This is a genomic window from Kineosporiaceae bacterium SCSIO 59966 (assembly GCA_020881835.1).
In the GTDB taxonomy this organism is placed as follows: Bacteria; Actinomycetota; Actinomycetes; order Actinomycetales; family SCSIO-59966; genus SCSIO-59966.
In genome coordinates, this window is sequence record CP052876.1 from 3,037,737 (window position 1) to 3,056,462 (window position 18,726).

The 18,726-nt window shown below is 75.3% G+C and carries 15 protein-coding genes and 1 pseudogene; 6 read left to right on the forward strand and 10 right to left on the reverse strand.

What is annotated here, in order from left to right; all coding sequences use genetic code 11:
- The first annotated feature begins 2 nt into the window (after positions 1 to 2).
- From HJG43_14295 to HJG43_14310, 4 genes are all read left to right on the forward strand, one after another.
- Positions 3 to 1,505, forward strand: coding sequence for an NADH-quinone oxidoreductase subunit M (locus HJG43_14295; protein UER55513.1), 1,503 nt, complete (start codon positions 3 to 5; stop codon positions 1,503 to 1,505).
- Positions 1,502 to 2,926 carry an NADH-quinone oxidoreductase subunit N gene (locus tag HJG43_14300; protein ID UER55514.1) on the forward strand — a complete coding sequence of 475 codons (1,425 nt, stop codon included), beginning with the start codon at positions 1,502 to 1,504 and terminating at the stop codon, positions 2,924 to 2,926. The genes HJG43_14295 and HJG43_14300 overlap by 4 nt, the downstream gene beginning before the upstream one ends.
- A gap of 134 nt (positions 2,927 to 3,060) precedes the next feature.
- Positions 3,061 to 3,978 carry a cation transporter gene (locus HJG43_14305; GenBank protein ID UER55515.1) on the forward strand — a complete coding sequence of 306 codons (918 nt, stop codon included), beginning with the start codon at positions 3,061 to 3,063 and terminating at the stop codon, positions 3,976 to 3,978.
- Positions 3,979 to 4,074: 96 nt separating this feature from the next.
- A complete protein-coding gene (locus tag HJG43_14310; protein ID UER55516.1) occupies positions 4,075 to 4,710 on the forward strand; it encodes a peroxiredoxin in 636 nt (211 codons plus the stop codon).
- A 46-nt stretch (positions 4,711 to 4,756) separates the two neighbouring features.
- Here the strand turns inward: HJG43_14310 and HJG43_14315 are convergent.
- A pseudogene (locus tag HJG43_14315) lies at positions 4,757 to 6,352 on the reverse strand (RecQ family ATP-dependent DNA helicase).
- Positions 6,353 to 6,573: 221 nt separating this feature from the next.
- On the opposite strand from HJG43_14315, the gene HJG43_14320 reads away from it, so the two are divergent.
- Complete coding sequence (locus HJG43_14320; protein ID UER55517.1) at positions 6,574 to 7,461, forward strand: glycosyltransferase; 888 nt, start codon at positions 6,574 to 6,576, stop codon at positions 7,459 to 7,461.
- Positions 7,458 to 8,420: an SDR family oxidoreductase gene (locus HJG43_14325; protein UER55518.1), complete on the forward strand. Its 963-nt coding sequence runs from the start codon at positions 7,458 to 7,460 to the stop codon at positions 8,418 to 8,420. Before HJG43_14320 ends, HJG43_14325 begins: the two co-directional genes overlap by 4 nt.
- On the opposite strand, the gene HJG43_14330 is transcribed toward HJG43_14325, so the two are convergent.
- The 9 genes from HJG43_14330 to HJG43_14370 are packed head-to-tail and all read right to left on the reverse strand — an operon-like array spanning position 8,404 to position 18,646.
- Entirely contained in the window at positions 8,404 to 9,426 is a 1,023-nt protein-coding gene (locus tag HJG43_14330; protein UER55519.1) for a glycosyltransferase family 9 protein, read from the reverse strand. The two genes, HJG43_14325 and HJG43_14330, sit on opposite strands and share 17 nt — an antisense overlap.
- Positions 9,423 to 10,133, reverse strand: coding sequence for an SDR family NAD(P)-dependent oxidoreductase (locus tag HJG43_14335; GenBank protein ID UER55520.1), 711 nt, complete (start codon positions 10,131 to 10,133; stop codon positions 9,423 to 9,425). Before HJG43_14335 ends, HJG43_14330 begins: the two co-directional genes overlap by 4 nt.
- Positions 10,130 to 11,626 carry a bifunctional heptose 7-phosphate kinase/heptose 1-phosphate adenyltransferase gene (locus HJG43_14340; GenBank protein UER55521.1) on the reverse strand — a complete coding sequence of 499 codons (1,497 nt, stop codon included), beginning with the start codon at positions 11,624 to 11,626 and terminating at the stop codon, positions 10,130 to 10,132. Before HJG43_14340 ends, HJG43_14335 begins: the two co-directional genes overlap by 4 nt.
- Positions 11,623 to 12,234 (reverse strand): SIS domain-containing protein, encoded by a 612-nt coding sequence (locus HJG43_14345; GenBank protein ID UER55522.1) that lies wholly within the window; start codon positions 12,232 to 12,234, stop codon positions 11,623 to 11,625. The genes HJG43_14340 and HJG43_14345 overlap by 4 nt, the downstream gene beginning before the upstream one ends.
- A complete protein-coding gene (locus tag HJG43_14350; GenBank protein ID UER55523.1) occupies positions 12,231 to 13,454 on the reverse strand; it encodes a glycosyltransferase in 1,224 nt (407 codons plus the stop codon). The genes HJG43_14345 and HJG43_14350 overlap by 4 nt, the downstream gene beginning before the upstream one ends.
- Positions 13,451 to 14,407: a glycosyltransferase family 4 protein gene (locus HJG43_14355; protein ID UER55524.1), complete on the reverse strand. Its 957-nt coding sequence runs from the start codon at positions 14,405 to 14,407 to the stop codon at positions 13,451 to 13,453. The genes HJG43_14350 and HJG43_14355 overlap by 4 nt, the downstream gene beginning before the upstream one ends.
- Entirely contained in the window at positions 14,404 to 15,423 is a 1,020-nt protein-coding gene (locus HJG43_14360; GenBank protein ID UER55525.1) for a glycosyltransferase family 9 protein, read from the reverse strand. Before HJG43_14360 ends, HJG43_14355 begins: the two co-directional genes overlap by 4 nt.
- Positions 15,420 to 16,949, reverse strand: a complete 1,530-nt coding sequence (locus tag HJG43_14365) for an HAD-IIIA family hydrolase (GenBank protein UER55526.1) — start codon at positions 16,947 to 16,949, stop codon at positions 15,420 to 15,422. Before HJG43_14365 ends, HJG43_14360 begins: the two co-directional genes overlap by 4 nt.
- On the reverse strand, positions 16,946 to 18,646 hold the full coding sequence (locus HJG43_14370; GenBank protein UER55527.1) for a carbamoyltransferase: 1,701 nt from the start codon (positions 18,644 to 18,646) through the stop codon (positions 16,946 to 16,948). The genes HJG43_14365 and HJG43_14370 overlap by 4 nt, the downstream gene beginning before the upstream one ends.
- Positions 18,647 to 18,726: the final 80 nt, after the last annotated feature.

Consider the following 18,726-nt stretch of genomic DNA (forward strand, 5'->3'; position numbering starts at 1 on the left):
CCGTGCTGCTGACCGTCGTCGTCCTGCTGCCCGTCGTGGTGGCGCTCGGGCTCCTCGTGCTGCCCGGTACGGCCCGCCGGCTCCCCCTGGGCGCCTGGGTCGCCACCAGCGTCGTCGAGCTCGTCCTCGTCGGCTGGATGTGGTGGCGGTACGACCCGGCCGACGGGATCGCGTTCGAGCTGAGGACCACGTGGATCCCCACGGTCGACGCCGGCTACCACGTCGGCGTCGACGGGCTGTCGCTGCCGCTGCTGGCGCTGACGAACGTCCTGTTCCTGGCGGCCGCGGTCTGGTCCTGGCGGGAGCCGAACCGGCCGCGCTCCTACGCGGCGCTGTTCCTGTTCCTGCAGACCACGGTGCTGGGCACCTTCGCCGCCCTCGACCTCATCCTGTTCTTCGTCTTCTTCGACCTGTCCATCGTCGGCATGTACTTCGTCATCGCCGGCTGGGGCCACGGTGACCGGCAGCGCAGCGCGCTGAAGTTCTTCCTCTACACCTTCCTCGGGTCACTGGCGCTGCTCGTCGGCTTCATCGGGCTGTTCCTCGGCTCACCGGACCGCACGTTCGACATGGTGCGGCTCACCGAGTCCCCGCCGCTGCAGGACTCCCCGGTGGCCGGCTCCCTCGTCCTGCTGGCCATCGTCGTCGGGCTCGCGGTGAAGACCCCGACGTTCCCGTTCCACACCTGGCTGCCGGACGCGCACACCGACGCCCCGGCCGCCGGGTCGGCGATCCTCGCCGGCGTGCTGCTGAAGCTCGGCACCTACGGCTTCGCCCGGATCGCCATGCCGATGCTGCCCGGCGCCTGGCAGCGCTGGGCCATGGTCATCGTCGTCCTCGGCGTCGTCAGCGTCGTGTGGGGGGCCCTGGTCGCGCTCGCGCAGACCGACGCGAAACGGATGATCGCCTACACGTCGGTGAACCACATGGGCTACGTCCTTCTCGGCCTCGGGGCGGCCGGTCTCGTAGCCGGGACGGACCCGGCCGCCCGGCAGGTGGCGACCTCGGGCGCGGTGGTGCAGATGGTCAGCCACGGCCTGATCACCGGGGCCCTGTTCCTGCTCACCGGGTACCTGTGGAGACGGGGCGGCAGCTACGCCTTCGACCGGTGGGGCGGGCTCGCCGGCACCGCGCCCCGATTCTCCGCGCTGTTCGCCGTCGCGGCGTTCGGGTCGCTCGGCCTGCCGGGACTGTCCGGCTTCATCGCCGAGTTCCAGATCTTCACCGGCGCCCTGCAGGCCGCGCCAGTGGCCACCGTCGTCGCGGTCACCGGCATCCTCGTCACCGCCGGGCTCTTCCTGCGGGCGATCCGGCGGCTGCTCGCCGGGGCCCCCGCCGTCCCCGCCACCGGGGACGTCCCGGAGACCGACGACGTGCGAGCCCACGAGCTCGCCCCGGTCGCCGGCCTGCTGGCGCTGTCGGTGCTGATCGGCCTCGTCCCCGGCCCGCTGCTGGACGTCGTCGAGCCGGCCGCGGTGACTCTCGTCGAGCTGGTCTCGCGGTGACGGGAAGCCGCGCCACGGAGCTGCTCGCGCTGCTGCCGGAGATCCTGCTGCTGGCCGGGGCGGTCGGCGGGCTGCTGCTCGGGTTGTGGACCCCCCAGCGCCGGCAGGGCCGGGTGGCCGTGCTGACGCTGACGGCGCTGGGCGGCGCGGCGGCCGCCGCCGCAGCCGGGCTCGCCGGCGGGGACCGGGTGGTGTTCTCCGGAACGTGGACCGTGGACGCGGTGACCGGGGTGGTGCGCCTGAGCGTCGCGCTAGCGACCGCCGGCTTCGTCGTCCTGGCCCGGGCCCGTTTCGCCGGGCACCCCCGCGAGACCGAGGTCTACGTGCTGGGTCTGCTCGGCGCGATCGGAGCGAGCGCCTTGGCGGCGTCCAGCGACCTGCTCCTGCTGGCGGCGGCCTACCTGCTCGCCAGTGTGCCGCTGTACGCCCTGGCCGGCTTCGTCAAGGACGCGCGCGCGGTGGAGGCCTCGCTGAAGTACTACCTGATGGGGGCGCTGGTCGGCGTCCTCATGCTCGTGGGCGTGGCGGCACTGGTGCTCGCCACCGGCCGCACCGGGTACGCCGCGCTGGCGGTGGGGCTGGCGGAGGCGCCACGAGGACTGACGGCGGTCGGCGTGCTCGGCTTGCTCGCCGGTGTGGCCTTCAAGGCCGGTGCGGTGCCGGTGCACTTCTGGGTCCCGGACGTCACCGCCGGGACGACGCCCGCAGTGGGGGCGTTCCTCACCACGGTTCCGAAGGTGGGGGCGGTGGCAGCCGCCTTCCGCCTGCTCGCGGAACCGTTCGCCCAGGTGGCGGTGGACGTCACACTCGTCGTGGCGCTGCTTGCCGCCGCGAGCATGACCCTGGGGAACCTGGCGGCCTTCCGGCAGGACGACCCGCTGCGGCTGCTCGCCTACTCGGCGATCAGCCAGGTCGGCTACCTCTTCATGGTCGTCGCGGTCGCCGGTCGCACGGACGTGGCGGTGCCGGCGCTGGCCGTCTACCTCGTCGGGTACGCGGTCACCAACGTCGGGGCGTTCGCGGCGGTCGCGGCCCTGCCCGGGGCGCGGACGATCTCCGACTGGGCCACCGGGGTGCGCCACCGGCCCTGGGTCGTGCTGAGCCTGACGGTCGCCCTCCTCGGCCTGGTCGGCACCCCGCCCACCGTCGTCTTCGTGGGCAAGCTCGCCGTCTTCACCGCCACCGGTGACGGCGGCCTGATGTGGCTGGTCGTCGTCGGCGCGGTGAACACGGTCGCCAGCCTCTTCTACTACCTGCGCTGGCTGGCGCCGGCGTTCCGCGCGGTGACCGAGCAGGCGGCACCCGGTCCCCGTGACGTCCCCGCCCCGCTGACCATGGCACCTGCCGCCGTCCTGCACTGCTCGGCCGCCGGCGCCGTCGTCCTCGGGATCGCTGCCGGCAGGGTCGCCCTGCTCGGCTGAGGACCGGGGCCGCCTCGTCCCCAGCGGAGCCGTCTGTGTCATGCTCGCCGAGGACCTCGCGAAAGCCGTCCTGGTGCAGGGGGTGTCATGGGGACCTCGGAGCGCCTCCGTCCCGGCCGGGGGACCCGGCGCTGATGGGTGCTGGTCACGGGCACACGCGGCCCGCGCCGGCCGGCCACGCCGGAGGGCGGCACCGGTGGCGGCTCGCGGTGTCCTTCACCCTCATCGCCGTGTTCTTCGTCGTCGAGCTCGTCGCCGGCCTGGTCTCCGGGTCGCTGGCGCTCCTGTCGGACGCCGGCCACATGGCCGCCGACGTCGTGGCTCTCGGCGCCGCCCTCGTCGCCACCCGCGTCGCCACCCGTCCCGACGACACGGGACGCCGGACGTTCGGTTCCTACCGCGCCGAGGTCCTCGCCTCCGGGCTGGCGGTGCTGCTCATGCTCGGGGTGTCGGTGTACGTCGTCGTCGAGGCGGTCGGCCGGATCGGCTCGACGGTGGCACCCAGCGCCGGTCCGATGCTCGTCGTCGGCGCGCTCGGCCTCGCGGTGAACCTCGGAGCCCTCGTCCTGCTGCGCTCCGGCGCCGCGGAGAGCATCAACGTCAAGGGTGCCTACCTCGAGGTGCTGGCCGACACGGTGGGGTCCCTCGCGGTGCTCGCGGCGGGGTGGCTCGTCGCGGCGACCGGGTCGGGGGTGTGGGACACCGTCGTCGCCCTCGCGGTCGGCGCATTCGTCGTGGTCCGGGCGGTGCTCCTGGGCCGGGAGGTGCTCGCCGTCCTCGGCCAGCAGGCCCCGGCCGGGGTCGTGGTGGACGCGGTCGCCGCGGACCTGGCCGCGATCGACGGCGTGGACGACGTCCACGACCTGCACGTGTGGACGCTCACCTCCGGGATGAACGTCGCGACGGCCCACCTCGTGGCGGCCGACCCGGCGGTCGGCCCGCGCGTCCTTGGCGACGCCCGGCGGGTGCTGCGGACGCGGCACGGCGTCGAGCACGCGACCGTGCAGGTCGAGACGACCGCGGACCGGAGCTGCCACGAGCTGGGGTGGTGAATGGCAGTGGAAGTGGCGGCCTCGCCATACCCCCAGGGGCATGTACTGTACGAAGGAGAGTGATGAGACGTACCCGCCGGACGAAGGGACACACTCATGACCTGCCTGCACCTGGGCGACACCGCCCCCGACTTCACCGCCCCCACCAGTGAGGGCGAGATCTCCTTCCACGAGTGGAAGGGCGACAGCTGGGCGATCCTGTTCAGCCACCCGGCCGACTTCACCCCGGTGTGCACCACCGAACTCGGCCGCGTCGGCCTGATGAGCGAGGAGTGGGCCAAGCGGAACACCAAGGTGATCGCACTTTCGGTCGACTCCGTCGAGGACCACCACAGGTGGAAGCCCGACATCGAGGACGTCGTGCACACCTCGGTCGACTACCCGATCATCGCCGACCCGGACAAGAAGGTCGCCGAGCTCTACGACATGATCCACCCGGGCGAGGGGGACGCGAGCTCCGTACGGTCCGTCTTCATCATCGACCCCGCCAACCGGATCCGGCTGATGATGACCTACCCGAAGAGCACGGGCCGCAACTTCGACGAGATCCTGCGGACCCTGGACGCTCTGCAGATGAACGACCTGGGCCCGTTCGCCACCCCCGCCGACTGGCAGCCCGGTGACCGGGTGATCGTCAGCAACGACATCCCGACCGAGGAGGCCGAGCAGCGCTTCGGCGACCTCGAGGTCGTCAAGCCCTACCTGCGGTACACCGCGAGCACCGGCCGCTGAGGCGGCCGGGCCCCGCGCCCCGGGGCCGGTTGGTTCGAGACCGGCCTCACGCCCGGCGCAGCAGCTCCTGGTCGTCGACGAGGTCACCGGACAGGGTCTTGTAGCCCTCGGTCTCGAAGAACACGGTGATCCGGTCGCCGTCGTGACGCATCACCGTCCCCGGCCCCCACTGGGCGTGCACGACCGGAGCCTGCAGCGGCCAGGCCTTGGCCGTGCCGGCGTCGTCGTCGTCGCGGGCGACGGCCCCGGACCGGCAGACGTCGCACCTGCCGCACCCGCCGCTGTGCTCCTGCCCGAAGTACCCCAGCAGGAAGTCCCGCCGGCACGCGGTCGTCTCGGCGTAGCCGCGCATCATCTCGATCCGGGAGCGGGCGATCCGTTCCCGTGACTCGGTCGAGCGGACCGCCGCCTCGACGACGCGGGCCGGCGGGTCGTCACCGACCGCCCGCACACCCCGCCGGCTGCGCGCCGCGGCGCCCACCTCCGTGAGGAGGTTGACCTGGGTGGTGAGGCGGCGGGCCGGCATCGCGAGCTCCCGGCGCAGGGCCGCCACTGGCACCGGCCGCTGCGCGGCCCGCAGCGCCGTCAGGACGGCGCGCAGCGACTCCTCGTCCACCGACGTCGTGGCGAAGAACCGTCGCAGCCCGAGGTCCTCGGGCCGGTAGTGCAGGGAGGCCACGGCGGGCCGGCCGTCCCGCCCGGCGCGTCCGATCTCCTGGTAGTAGCTGTCGAGGGACTCCGGGGCGTCGGCGTGCACGACGTAGCGCACGTCCGGCTTGTCGATGCCCATCCCGAACGCGGAGGTGGCGACGACGACGTCGAGGGCTCCGTCGAGGAAGGCACGGTGGACGCCGTCGCGGTGCTCGGCCCGCCGTCCGGCGTGGTAGGCGGCCGCTCGCAGGCCACGGTCGACCAGCTCGGCGGCGTAGGCCTCGGTCTGCTTGCGGGTCGCGACGTAGAGCAGTCCCGGGCCGGCCAGCTCACTGACCTGGGCCAGGACGGCGCGCCGCTTGTCGTCGGCGCTCGTGTGCCGGTGCACCTCGAGCATGAGGTTGGGCCGGTCGAACCCACGGGTGACGACGAGCGGGTCGCGCAGGCCCAGCCGCTCGGTGATCTCCCGCTGGACCGGGCCGGACGCCGTCGCGGTCAGTGCCACGACCGGGGGTCGACCCAGCCGGTCGACGGCGGAGCCGAGGGCGAGGTAGTCCGGGCGGAAGTCGTGGCCCCAGGAGGACACGCAGTGCGCCTCGTCGACGACGAGCAGCGAGGGGCGGGACGCCCGGAGCCGGTCGACGACCGAGTCCTTCGCCAGCTGCTCGGGCGCCAGGAACAGGAACTCCGCGCCGTGCTCGCGCACGGCCTCCCAGGCCTCGGCGTTCTCGGGCCCGTCCTGCGCGGAGTTGACGGCCACGGCGTCCGGCCCGCCGGCGTCCGCGAGTCCCGCGACCTGGTCGGCCTGGAGGGCGATGAGAGGGGAGACGACGACGGTGGGCCCGTCCCGGAGCACGGCCGGCACCTGGTAGACGGCGGACTTGCCGTAGCCGGTGGGCATCACCGCCAGGACGTCACGGCCGGCCACCACCGCTGCCATCGCCTCCGCCTGGCCGGGGCGCAGCTCCGCCCAGCCGAAGGTGTCGCGGGCGACGCGCTGGACGTCGTCGGTCTCGGTTGGCACGGGGCAACTGTGCGGTGCGGCCGACGGGTCGGCAATCCGGGGAGCGGCTCACGAGATGCGCCTGTCGCGAGTCGGTGCCAGCGTTGGCCACGGCGCGGGCCGCCCTGGCCACCGCCACGAGAGCGGCTCGAGCGACACCGGGAGGAGCGGGTGCAGCAGCGCGACCTTGCCCCACGCGGAGGACCGGCGTGACCCGCCCGGTCGAGGACGCCCGGGTCACCGTGGTGGTGATGAGCCGCAACCGCCGCCGCGAGCTGCTCGCCTCGCTGAGCCGCCACCGGGCGCCGGTGGTCTACGTCGACAACGCCTCCACGGACGGCTCCGCCGAGGCGGTGCGGGCTGCGCACCCCGACGTCGACGTCGTCAAGCTCGACCGCAACGCCGGCGCGTACGCCCGGACCGTCGGGGCCCGCAGGGCGCGGACGCCGTTCGTCGCCTTCGCCGACGACGACTCGTGGTGGGCGCCCGGCGCGCTGGCCCTGGCCGCTGACGCCCTGAGCGCTCACCCCCGGGTCGGCGCGGTCACCGCACGGATCCTCGTCGGAGCCGACCAGCGACTCGACCCGGTGTCCGTGGAGATGGCCCGCTCGCCGCTGCGGCCGCCAGCGGGGGGTGGTCCCGGGCCCTCGCTGCTCGGGTTCGTGGCGTGCGCCACGATGGTCCGCACCGAGGCGTTCCTCGCCGTCGGGGGGTTCGACCGGGTCGTGCGCTTCCCCGGCGAGGAGGAACGGGTGGCCCTCGACCTCGTCACCGCGGGATGGCACCTGTGCTACGTCGACGAGGCCGTCGTCCACCACCATCCCTCGCCGGTGCGCCACGGGCCGGCGCAGCGGGCACGGGGGATCGCCCGCTCGCACGTGCTGACCGGCGTGATGCGGCTGCCGTGGCGCAGGGCGGGATCCCGGGCCGCCCAGGCTTTGGCGACCGGGGCGGCCACCCGCCGCGGGGCCCTGGACGCCGTCCGCGACCTGCCGACGGCCCTGCGCGAGCGCCGTCCCGTGGGACCGGACGTGCTGGCGATGATGGATCGGCTCGAGGAGGCCGCCGACGCGGCCAGGGAGGGGCAACGGGTATGACGAGGCTCATCACCGGCGGACGCGCCGTGGTCACCGGTGGCGCCGGGTTCCTCGGCAGCCACCTGTGCGAGGAGCTGCTCGAACGCGGGTGGCAGGTGGTCTGCCTGGACAACTTCCTCACCGGCACACCCGGCAACGTGGCGCACCTGGCTCGACGCCCGAACTTCGAGCTCGTGCACTGCGACGTCACCGAGAACACGCACGTGCGCGGCGAGGTGGACCTGGTCCTGCACTTCGCCTCCCCGGCCTCACCGGTGGACTACCTCCAGCTCCCCATCGAGACCCTGCGGGTGGGGTCGGTCGGCACCGAGCGGGCCCTGGTCCTGGCCCGGGACAAGGGCGCCCGCTTCGTGCTGGCCTCCACCTCCGAGGTGTACGGCGACCCCCAGGTGCACCCGCAGCCGGAGGACTACTGGGGCCACGTCAACCCGATCGGGCCACGCGGCGTCTACGACGAGGCCAAGAGGTACGCCGAGGCGCTCGTGACGGCCTACCGGGACACCCACGGCGTGGACACCGGCATCGTGCGGATCTTCAACACGTACGGCCCCCGCATGCGCCCGGACGACGGCCGGGCCATCCCCACCTTCATCCGCCAGGCGCTCGCGGGAGAGCCGGTCACGGTGGCCGGTGACGGACGCCAGACCCGGTCGGTCTGCTACGTCGACGACCTCGTCGCCGGCGTTCTGGCGCTCGCCGGGTCGGGGCACCCGGGGCCGGTCAACATCGGCAACCCGCAGGAGCGGTCGGTGCTCGCCATCGCGCAGGACGTCATCGCCGCGACGGGCTCACGCTCGCAGGTCCAGCTCGTCGAGCGTCCGGTCGACGACCCCCAGGTCCGCCGACCGGACACCACCAGGGCACGCGAGCTGCTGGGGTGGGAGCCACGAGTCCCGTGGGAGCAGGGCCTCAGCCGCACCGTGGAGTGGTTCGCGGACGTCCTCAGCCGCACTGCCTGAGCATCCCCTCCACCGCGTCCCACACCTCGCCCGGGGTGATTGCCGCCAGCGCCGGGTCGACGGTCTCGGCGTGCGGGTCGCCGAGCCCGTTGCCGTGCCACAGCACGGTGTGCCGCTCGAGGTCGAGCGCCGGCCCCCACCAGCTCGGCGGGGTGGGCCCGAACAGCAGCACCGACGGGGTGCCGACGGCGGTGGCCAGATGGGCCACGCCGGTGTCGCCACAGACGACCACGCGGGCGCCGGCCACGAGCGACGCCAGCCCCGGCAGGTCCAGGGCACCGGCGACGGAGCGGACCGTCCCAGCAGCCAGGCGGCGCCCCGGCACCACCGGGTCCGTTCGCCCGTAGTCGCCGGTGCCCGCCACCACCTGGTCGCACAGACCGGTCTCCGCCGTCGACCCGGTGACGAGGACGGGCACTCCGGCGGCGGACAGCCGCGCGGCCAGCCACGACCAGCGCTCCGCCGGCCAGCGCCGCGACCCCGACGCCGCACCGGGGTGCAGGACGACCGCACCGTTTCCGTCGCGTCCGTGGCCGTCCCGCCGTGGCACCGCCAGCCGCAGGTCCTCGCGGCCGCAGGCACCGCCGGCCCACCGGACGAGGCGGCACCACCGGTCCACCTCGTGCTCGTCCGCCCGCCAGTGCGGCCCGTCGAGGTGGCCGGCCTTCGGCGAGGCGAAGGCGACGAGCCGGTCCGGCCGGGTCCCCAGGAGCAGCCGGTGGCTCTGCGGGCCGCGCCCGTGGAGGTTGACGGCCACGTGCCCGCGGTCCTGGTAGCCCCCACGATCCTGGTCGCCGTCGAGCGGGCCGAGCCGGTCCAGACCCGTGGTCGGTAGCACCGCGTCCACCACGCCGAGATCACGCAGCCAGCCGCCGGTGCCTGCGGGCGCGGCGAGGACCAGGCGCCGGTCCGGCCAGGCACGCCGCACGCCACGCAGCGCCGCCACCCCGGTGAGGGCGTCACCGAGGCCCAGGGCGCGCAGAACGAGGACGTCGCCGGCCGTCACGGCCAGGAGCTCTCCCCCGAGGCCATGACGAGCATCTCCCGGATCTCCGAGCCCACCGGCTGGCGCAACGCGGTGAGCACCGCGGCCGCGGTGTCGGCGGGGTCGTTGAGCTGGGCGTCCGGTCCGGGCCGGTACCGCTCGTCCCGGTCGTCGAAGAACGCCGTGCGCATCCCACCGGGCACCAGGCCGGTCACTGCGACGCGGCCGGCCAGCTCAGCGGCGAGGGCCTGAGTGAACCCGCGCACGCCGAACTTCGACGCCGAGTACGCCGTCGCCCCACTCATACCCCGCAGCGCCAGCGTGGAGGCCACCGTGACCACGGTGCCGTAGCACTCCTCCAGGTACGGCAGGCAGGCACGCACGACGGCGACCGTGCCGAACAGGTTGACCCGCACGACCCGCTCCCACACCTCCGGCTCGAGCTCGCCGAGCTCGCCCGGCACGTCGATGCCGGCGGCGGTGACCACCGCCGACGGCGGCCCGGCGACCTCCACCAGCTGCGCCACGGCCTCACCGGCTGCCCGCGAGTCGGCAAGGTCCACCTCGACGTACGGCACACCGTCACGAGGGGGGCGGCGATCGAGGACGGCGGGCGACCCGCCGGCCGCGGCGACGGCGTCGACGACGGCGGCGCCCAGCCCGCTCGAGCCGCCGGTGATCACGACGGTGCCGAGCTCGCGAGGTGAACGGGGTGCGGTGGGACTCACGCGGTTCTCCCATCTGGAGGACGGACGGTGACATCTGCAGGACGGGCGGTGGCGGGCACGGCGGCACCCGTGCGCTCGATGATGGAGGTGGTCGACCGGCCACCGAGGTACGGCAGGAGCACCACGCGCCCACCGTGGGCGCGGACGACCTCGGCCTCGGGAAGCGGCGCTCCGCCGTAGTCACCGCCCTTGGCCCAGACGTCCGGACGGAGCCGTTCCAGGACTGCGCTCGGGTCGTCCTCGTCGAAGACGACGACGGCGTCGACGCAGTCGAACGCCTCCAGCACGCGTGCTCGGTCCGCTGCGGTGACGACGGGTCGCCCCGGCCCCTTGAGCCGGGCGACGGAGGCGTCGGAGTTCATGAGGACGACGAGCCGGTCACCGAGCCGACGGGCCGCCTGGAGCGTGGCGACGTGACCGGCGTGGACGATGTCGAAGCAGCCACCGGTGGCCACGAGCGTGCCCCCGTCACCGCGGAGCCGGCCGGCGAGCCGTTCCAGCTCCTCTCCCTCGCCGGCACGCGGCAGCCCGCCGGCGAGGACCGGGGCGCCGGCCACCGCACCGGCAGGGGCCGCGGCGGAGAGCCCTCCAGCGGCAGGACGGAGACTCCCACGGGCGCGAAAGCCGTCGGCGCCGCCGGCCCCGACCCACGCCGTCGCGTCCGCGACCGCGGCCTGCACCGCCTCCGGGACGACAGCCCCACGGGCGAGCGCCGCCGCGGCAGACGCGGCGAACTGGTCGCCGGCACCGCAGGGATCGCCGCCCGCGACCGGCACGGCCGGGACGAACGTCGCCTCCCCGCCCGGGCGGGCCAGGAACGCGCCGGCCGCGCCGGCGGTGACGCACACCGCCTCGGCGTCCCACCGGCGCACCAGCGCGGCGGCGAGGACGTCCGCTGGTTCGGTGTCCTGCCCGGTCGCCGTCCGTGCCTCCGCCAAGTTCGGAGTCACCAGCGTGGCCCCCGGCACCGGCGCGCCGCCCCGGGGGTGCGGGTCCCAGACAAGACGACGGCCGCGTGCGGCCGCGGTCAGCAGGGTGCGCAGCGCCGGGTCGCGGGTGACGCCCGCCCCGTAGTCGGAGACCAGCACCACGTCCGCCGCCGCCAGGACCTTCTCCACCGTGGCCACCGGAACGTGCTGGGGCGTTCCGGGGCCACCGTCGTCGACGCGGACGAGGGACTGGTTCGCGCTGCGCAGGCGGGTCTTGCGCCGGGTCGCCCCGTCGTGGCCGAGCCGGACGAGCTCGACGTGCTCGGTGAGAAGGGCGGCAAGATGGTCGCCCCACTCGTCCTCGGCGACCGGGGCGACGAGGGTCACCCTGGCGCCAGCGGCCGCGCACAGCAGCGCGGCCAGACCGGCGCCGCCGGGGCTCTCCCGGGTGGCGGCGACGTCCAGGACGGGGACCGGGGCGTCGGGGGCGAGACGTTCCACGGTGCCCTCGACGTCGGCGTCCAGGACGACGTCCCCGACCACCACTACGGCCGGCCGGCTCACGCCGTCACCTCCTGAAGGGCGGGCCGGTAGGAGGACAGCACCTGGAGGCGGGCGTCCATCGCGGCGCACAGGGCGTGGATGGCGACGAGGTGGACGGCTTGGACCGCTGCGGTCGAGGGTGCGTCGACCGCGACCACCTCGTGGCAGCACTCCGCGAGCGGGTTCGGCGCCGGCCCGGTCAGGCCCCAGACGTCCAGGCCGAGGTGGCGTCCGCGCTCGGCGGCACGCAGCACGTTCAGGCTCGCGCCGGAGGTGGACAGGAGGACCAGGACGTCGCCGGGGCGGCCGTGGCCCTCGACCTGCCGGGCGAACATCTCCTCGACGCCGTAGTCGTTCACGATCGCGGTGACCGCGGCGCTGTCCGCGCACAGCGGTATCGCGGAGAAGGGACGGCGCTCGCCGAGGAAGCGACCCACGATCTCCCCGGTGAGGTGCTGCGCCTCGGCGGCGCTGCCGCCGTTGCCCGCGGCCAGCAGCCGGGAGCCGCCGCGGACCTTGTCGGCCAGGCGGTGGCCCCAGCGCTCCACCGTCGCGGCCTGTGCCCGCAGGCTCGCCAGGCCGCCGGTCAGCTCGGTGCCGTGCTCGTCGAGCCAGCTCTCGGTGCTCATGCCGTCGCCTCCTTCACGCTCGGGTACACCACGGACTCGTAGGCGGTGAGGGTGCGCGCGGCCACCTGCCGCCAGTCGTAGAGCCGCACCGCGCGCCGGCGTGCGGCCTCGCCGAGCCGGCGCCGCCGGGCGGGGTCGGCGAGGAGGAGCCGCAGCTCACGCGCGAGCGCGGCCGGGTCGCGCGGCGGGACCAGGACCCCGGTGACGCCGTGCTGGACGGAGTCCAGCAACCCGCCGACGGCACTTCCGACCAGCGGGCGCCCGCAGGCGGCGGCCTCCAGCGGGACGATGCCGAAGGGCTCGTACCACGGGGTCGCGACGACCACGTCGCTGGCGCGCATCAGCGCCGGCACCTGCTCGCGCGGCACGGCACCGACGAAGTGCACCCGGCCTGCCACGCCGAGCCGGGCGGCCAGTGCCCGCAGCCGCCGCACCTCGGGCTCGTCGTCCAGGTGGCCGTCGGCGGGCCCGCCCGCCACGACGAGCTCGGCGCCGGGCACGGACGCCAGGGCCTCGACGACGGTGGCCAGGCCCTTGCGCTCCACGAGCCGGCCCACGCTCAGCAGCCGGTAGGGCAGCGGCTCCCAGGTGAGCCACGGCTGCGCCGTGCCGGGGCCGGGGGTGAAGTAGGTCGTGTCCACGCCGCAGGGCACGACGTGCACGTGCGCGTCGGGGACGCCCATGCGGACCAGCTCGGTCACCTCGTCGGTGCAGGTGGCGACGATGGCGTCGACCTCCCGGCCGAGCCGGGTCTCCAGGTGCACCCGCTGCGGCGGCGAGGGGTCCGCCGCGCCCTGGTGGCGGCGCTTGACCGAGCCGAGGGCGTGGTAGGTGTGCACGACCGGGACCCGGAGCCTGCGGGCGGCGGTGCGGGCGGCCAGCCCGGACATCCAGAAGTGCGAGTGCACGACGTCCGGGAGCCCGCGCTCGCGCCAGTCCCGCTGGATCCACCTGCCCATGTCCGCCATGAACGGCAGGAGGTGGTCCTTGGGCAGCGACCGAGCCGGTCCGGCGTCCACGTGCACGACCCGGACCCCGTACGGCATCGCCACCCGCTCGGGCAGGTCCGCGTCGTCCCGCCGCGTGTAGACGGTGACGTCGTGCCCGGCTCGGGCGAGCTGGGTGGCCAGGGCGGCGACGTGGACGTTCTGGCCGCCGGCGTCGACTCCGCCGAGCGTGGCGAGGGGGCTGGCGTGCTCCGAGACCATCGCGATCCTCATCGGGCTACCTCCTTGAGCAACCTCTGCCAGTCGGCGAGGAACCGGTCCAGGCCGAAGGTGTCCAGTGCGTGGCGGCGGGCCGCGGCACCCACCTCGCGGGCCTCGGCGGGGTCGGCGAGCCAGCGCCGCGCCGTGGCGGCCAGCACCTCCGGCCGGCTGGAGACCACACCGGTCCCGGGCGGCACCGCCTCGGGCGCGGCGGTGGCCGCGACGACGAGCACCGGCATGCCGAGGGTCATGGCCTCGAGCAGCGCCAGCCCCAGGGACGTCCACCGGTACGGGTGCAGGTAGGCCCGGTGGGCGGCCAGGGCGGTGTGCATCTCCTCCTGACCGAGGTCGTGCAGGTGGCCGGTCAGCGCCGGGGCCCGGGCGGCCAGCGCCCCGGTCTGCATCCCGAACACCGACAGCGGCACCTGCGCGCCGAGGCGCAGCAGCAGGTCGGTGCCGGCCACCCGCCACCGCCGCACCGGCTCGTTGACGACGGCCCCGACCCGCTCGGTCTCGCCGGTGTACCGGTGCCCCGGGTCGGGGACGCCGTGCTCCACGACACAGGTCGGGGCGACCCCGGTGTCCCACACCAGGGCGTTGAACGCGGTGACGTGGACCACGGGGATGTCGTCTCGGCCGGCGAGCGGGTGCACCGTCTCCACCGCGGGCCCGCGCGGGGTGTTGTGCTCCACGTAGACGGCCGGGACGTCGCGGCCGGCCCGTAGTCCCGTCCACTGCTCGAGGAGGTCCAGCTCCTCCGGCCGCTGGAGGACGACGACGTCGAAGCCGTCGTCCCGCAGCTGGGCGGGGCTGACCTCCACCGCCGCGGCCGGCCAGTCCCAGGTCTGCGCCCGGCCCCGCCCCTGCGGTCCCCGGCCGGGGACGACGGGGATGAGGTAGGTGTCGGGGCCGGCGACGAACGACGTCATCCACGACCCGTGCACGTGCCAGACGAGGATCCTCATCGCAGCGCCTCCCGGACCGTGGTGCCGGTCAGCACGGCCACCGCGGCGAGGACGTCGGCCGCGTCCACCGAGTCCAGACACGGGTGCCCGGGGACCGGACAGTCCCGAGCCCGGGAGCCGGCGCACGCGGCCCCTTGGTCGCCGAGCACCACAGTGGGGACCCCCCACGGGGCCCAGCGCTCGACGGGCACGACGGGGGAGAACAACGAGACCACCGGGGTGCCCACGGCGGCGGCCAGGTGCGCCGGCCCGGTGTTGCCGACGACCACGCACGCGGCCCCGGCGAGCACGGCGGCGAGCTCGGCGAAGGAGGTGCGCCCGCCCAGGTCGACCGCGCCGCGGCCGGCGGCGACCGCGGTGAGCGGGCGCTCCGAGGGGCTGCCGGTGACGACGACCGGCCACCCGGCCGAGCCGAGCGCTGCGGCGATGCGCTGGACCTGGTCGGGTCCGAGCGCGCGGGATGGCACCGAGGCGCCGGGGTGCAGGACGACGTAGCCGGGCTCGGGGACGAGGCCCCGGACGTCGGGCAGGGGGCCGCGGACCCGCAGGTCCTCGCCGTCCTGCCGGCCGCCGGCGGCGACGGCGAGGTCGAGGGCGGCGCGGACCTCGTGCAGCCCGTCGGCACGGCGGTGCCGCAGGTCCAGCAGCGAGCCGGGGTAGTCCTCGCTCGTCGCCGCGACGAAGGGGATCGCGGCCATGCGGGCGAGCAGCGCCATCGGCAGGGGGCTCTGGTGGAACGAGGTGAACACGACCGCGGCGTCGTAGCGGCGACCGGCGAGGTCCTGGACGAGCGCGTCCACCGCGGGCCGGTCCACCGGCGGCGGCCGGAACCCGCTCCACGGGGCGTCGAAGACGAGGACGTCTTCGACACCGGGCAGTAGCCGCGCTGCGGCGCTGCCAGCCGGTGAGACGAGCAGGTCCACCTGCTCGGCCGCGGCCGCCAGTGCCCGGACCGCCGGGCCGGTGAGCAGCACGTCGCCGTCGCTGTCCAGGCGCACGGCCAGCACCCGGGTCATCGAGACACCCCCACGAGCAGGTCCACGGCGGTGCCGAGGTCCGGGGCGACGACGGGCGCGGCGGCCACCTCCTGCGTCCGGGTGACGTCGGTGGGCACGAGCACCGCCCGGGCGCCGGCCGCGACGGCCGCCCCGACGTCGGCGCCGATGTCCCCCACCACGGCGCACTCGTACGGAGCGACGCCCAGCGCGGCGGCCGCCCGCAGCACCATGAGCGGTCCGGGCTTGCGGCACGGGCAGCCGTCGTCCGGCCCGTGCGGGCAGACCTCGACGACCTCCAGGCCGCCCAGCTCGTCGGACACGCGTGCGTTGACGGCGTCGACCTGGTCGCGGGTCAGCAGACCCCTGGCGACACCGGACTGGTTCGACACCATTCCCACCCGCAGCCCGGCGGCTCGCAGCCGGTCCACAGCCGCACGTGCCCCGGGCACCGTGCGGACGGCGGCCGGGTCGCCGTTGTAGGGGACGTCGTGGACGACCGTCCCGTCCCGGTCGAGGAGCACGGCCCGAAGCGGCGGCGGCCACGGTGGTGCGCCGTGGTGCGCCAGGGTGCCGCGCACCCGGTGCAGGACGGCGGCGGCCGGGATGACCGCGCTCGTCACCGCCATCCGGGTCCACTCCCGAGCCCACCCCTCCTGGCCCGGACGCGGCCCGGGGACGATGCGGTGTGCGGCGAACTCGGCCGTCAGCGCCAGCCAGGTGGCGCCCGCGGCGGCGGCGGACCGGCGCAGCCCGGCAGCCCACGCACCGGCGGCGACCAGCCCGGCCGCGGTCGTGACGACGTGCCGGCGGAAGCGGCCCCGCCCGGTCTCGGCCACGTCCCGCCAGCGCGGACCGTGCAGGGCGCGCATCAGCGAGTCGTCCCGGGCACCAGCCTGGACCCGGACGCTGACCCACGCGTCGGCGGGGCGCACCGGGTGGACGACGTGCCGGCTGCCGCGGGCCAGACGCCACCCCGCCCGGCGCACTCGCACGGCGAGGTCGGCGTCCTCCCGGTAGGCGCGGGGGAACCGTTCGTCGAACCCGGCAACGGCGTCCAGCGCGGCCCGCCGGTAGGCCATGTCGGCGGTGGCCCAGGCGGCGTCCTGGAGCCCGGCGGTGCTGCGTTCCCAGTCCGTGGGCCGCCGGTGGGCCGGCAGCGGAACGCGGACCCGGCCCTGGACGGCGCCGACGTCGTCCGCCACCGCGGCGAGGTCACAGGCCAGCGCCGCGGTCCAGCCGGCCGGGACGACGACGTCGTCGTCGAGGAAGGCCACCCACGGGGCGGAGGTGGACCGCCAGCCGGCGTTGCGGGCGGCGGCCGGCCCCCGGCCGCCGGTGCGCACGACGCGCACCGGCCACGGCAGCGGGGGCAGGTCCAGCGGGGCAGGAGCGTCGGCCGTCAGCGGGCGGTCGTCGGCGACGACGACCTCGGCGGGGGCGACGTGCCCGGGACGGGCCGCCTCGTCGGCGAGGGCTCGCAGGAGCGTCGCCAACGAGGGACGTCCCAGCGTGGGGACGACCACGGCGTAGCCGACCGGCCTCACCGGCCGGCCCCTGCCGTCACCTCGTTCGCCGTCACCTCGTTCGCCGCCGTCGCGCCGCGGCCGAACATCTCGGCTCGCAGGACGAGGTGCGGTCCCAGGACGAGGGCGTCCACCGGCGCCGAGCCGAACAGCTCGAGGGCGTCGCGGGGGTCGTCGACCATCGGGCGCCCCGCGGTGTTGAGCGAGGTGTTGATGAGGACCGGCAGCCCGGTGCGGGCGGCGAACGCCTCGATGGTGCGCCCCAGCCGGGGCTGGGTGGCGGGGTCGACGGTCTGGATCCTGGCCGTGCCGTCGACGTGGACCGCTGCGGGGATCCGGTCACGCCAGTGCGGGCGCACGGTGTGGACGAACAGCATGTACGGGCTCGGCAGCGGGCCGTCGGTGAAGATCTCCGCCGCCCGGTCGGCCAGCACCATGGGGGCGACCGGGCGGAACTGCTCGCGGCCCTTGACGTCGTTGAGCCGCTCGAGGTTCGCCGGGTTGCCGGGGTGGGCCAGCAGCGAGCGCTGACCCAGCGCGCGCGGGCCGAACTCGCTGCGCCCGTCGAACCAGGCGACGACGCCGTCGACGGCCAGGACGTCGGCGACCTGCCCGGCGAGGTCGTCCGGCGTCGTGAACGGGACGGCGGCCGCGCGCAGCCGGGCGGCCAGCTCCTCGTCCGACCACGACCGGCCCAGCGCGGCACCCGGCATCGGGTGCGCGACCTCTCCACCGTCGGCGCTGACCTGCAGCGCCGCGCCCAGTGCGGTCCCCGCGTCCCCGGCCGCGGGCTGGACCCAGACCTCCTCGAACGGCGTCTCCCGCCAGATCCGGGAGTTGGCCACGCAGTTGAGCGCGGTGCCGCCTGCCATCGCCAGCACCCGGTCGCCGGTCTGCTCGTGCACCCACCGGGCAAGGTCGACGAGCACCTCCTCCAGCCGGGTCTGGACGGACGCCGCGAGGTCGGCGTGCGCGCCGCCCCACGTGCCGTCGTCCACCCGGGGTGGCACCCACCGCGACCAGTCCGGGACCTCCGCCACGAAGCCGCCGTCGTCGGTGGCGTGGACGAGCTCGCGCAGCTCCTCGAGGTAGGCGGGCCGGCCGTAGGAGGCCAGTGCCATCACCTTGTACTCGTCGGAGGAGCGCAGGAACCCGAGGTGCTCGGTGAGGGACTCGTACAGCAGGCCGAGGGAGTGCGGCAGGTCCTGGCTCGCGAGGACCTCGAGCCGGCCGTCGACGTACCGGCCAGACAGGTGCGAGGCGTGCTCGCCGCGCCCGTCGAGCACGAGGACGCTGCTGCGCCGGTGCGGCGAGGCCAGGGACGCCGACGCGGCGTGGGCCACGTGGTGGGGGACGAAGCGGACCCTCGCCGGGTCGAGACCGGGCAGGGCGGCGGACAGGAACTGGGGGGCGCGCTGCGCGTACGTCAGGCGCAGGTGGTCCCACGGGTCGTCCAGCCCCATCTCCCCGGCCGGGCGGGCCAGGTCGGGGTCGAAGGAGTACGCCACGACGTCGAGGTCGGCCGGTCGCAGCCCGGCCTCCCGCAGGCACCAGGCCATGGCCTGCTCGGGGAGCTCCCAGGCGGCGAAGGGAACGGGACGCTTGCCGTGCTTGCGCCGGCTGAACCGCTCCTCCTCGGCGGCGGCGACGACCCGGCCGTCGACGACGAGGGCCGCCGAGGGGTCGTGGAACAGGGCGTTGACTCCGAGGACACGCATAGACGTAGGACCTTCACGAATCGGACGGGTCTGGTCGGGTGGATCCGGTCGTGGGGATCTGGTCGGGTGTTCGGTATAGG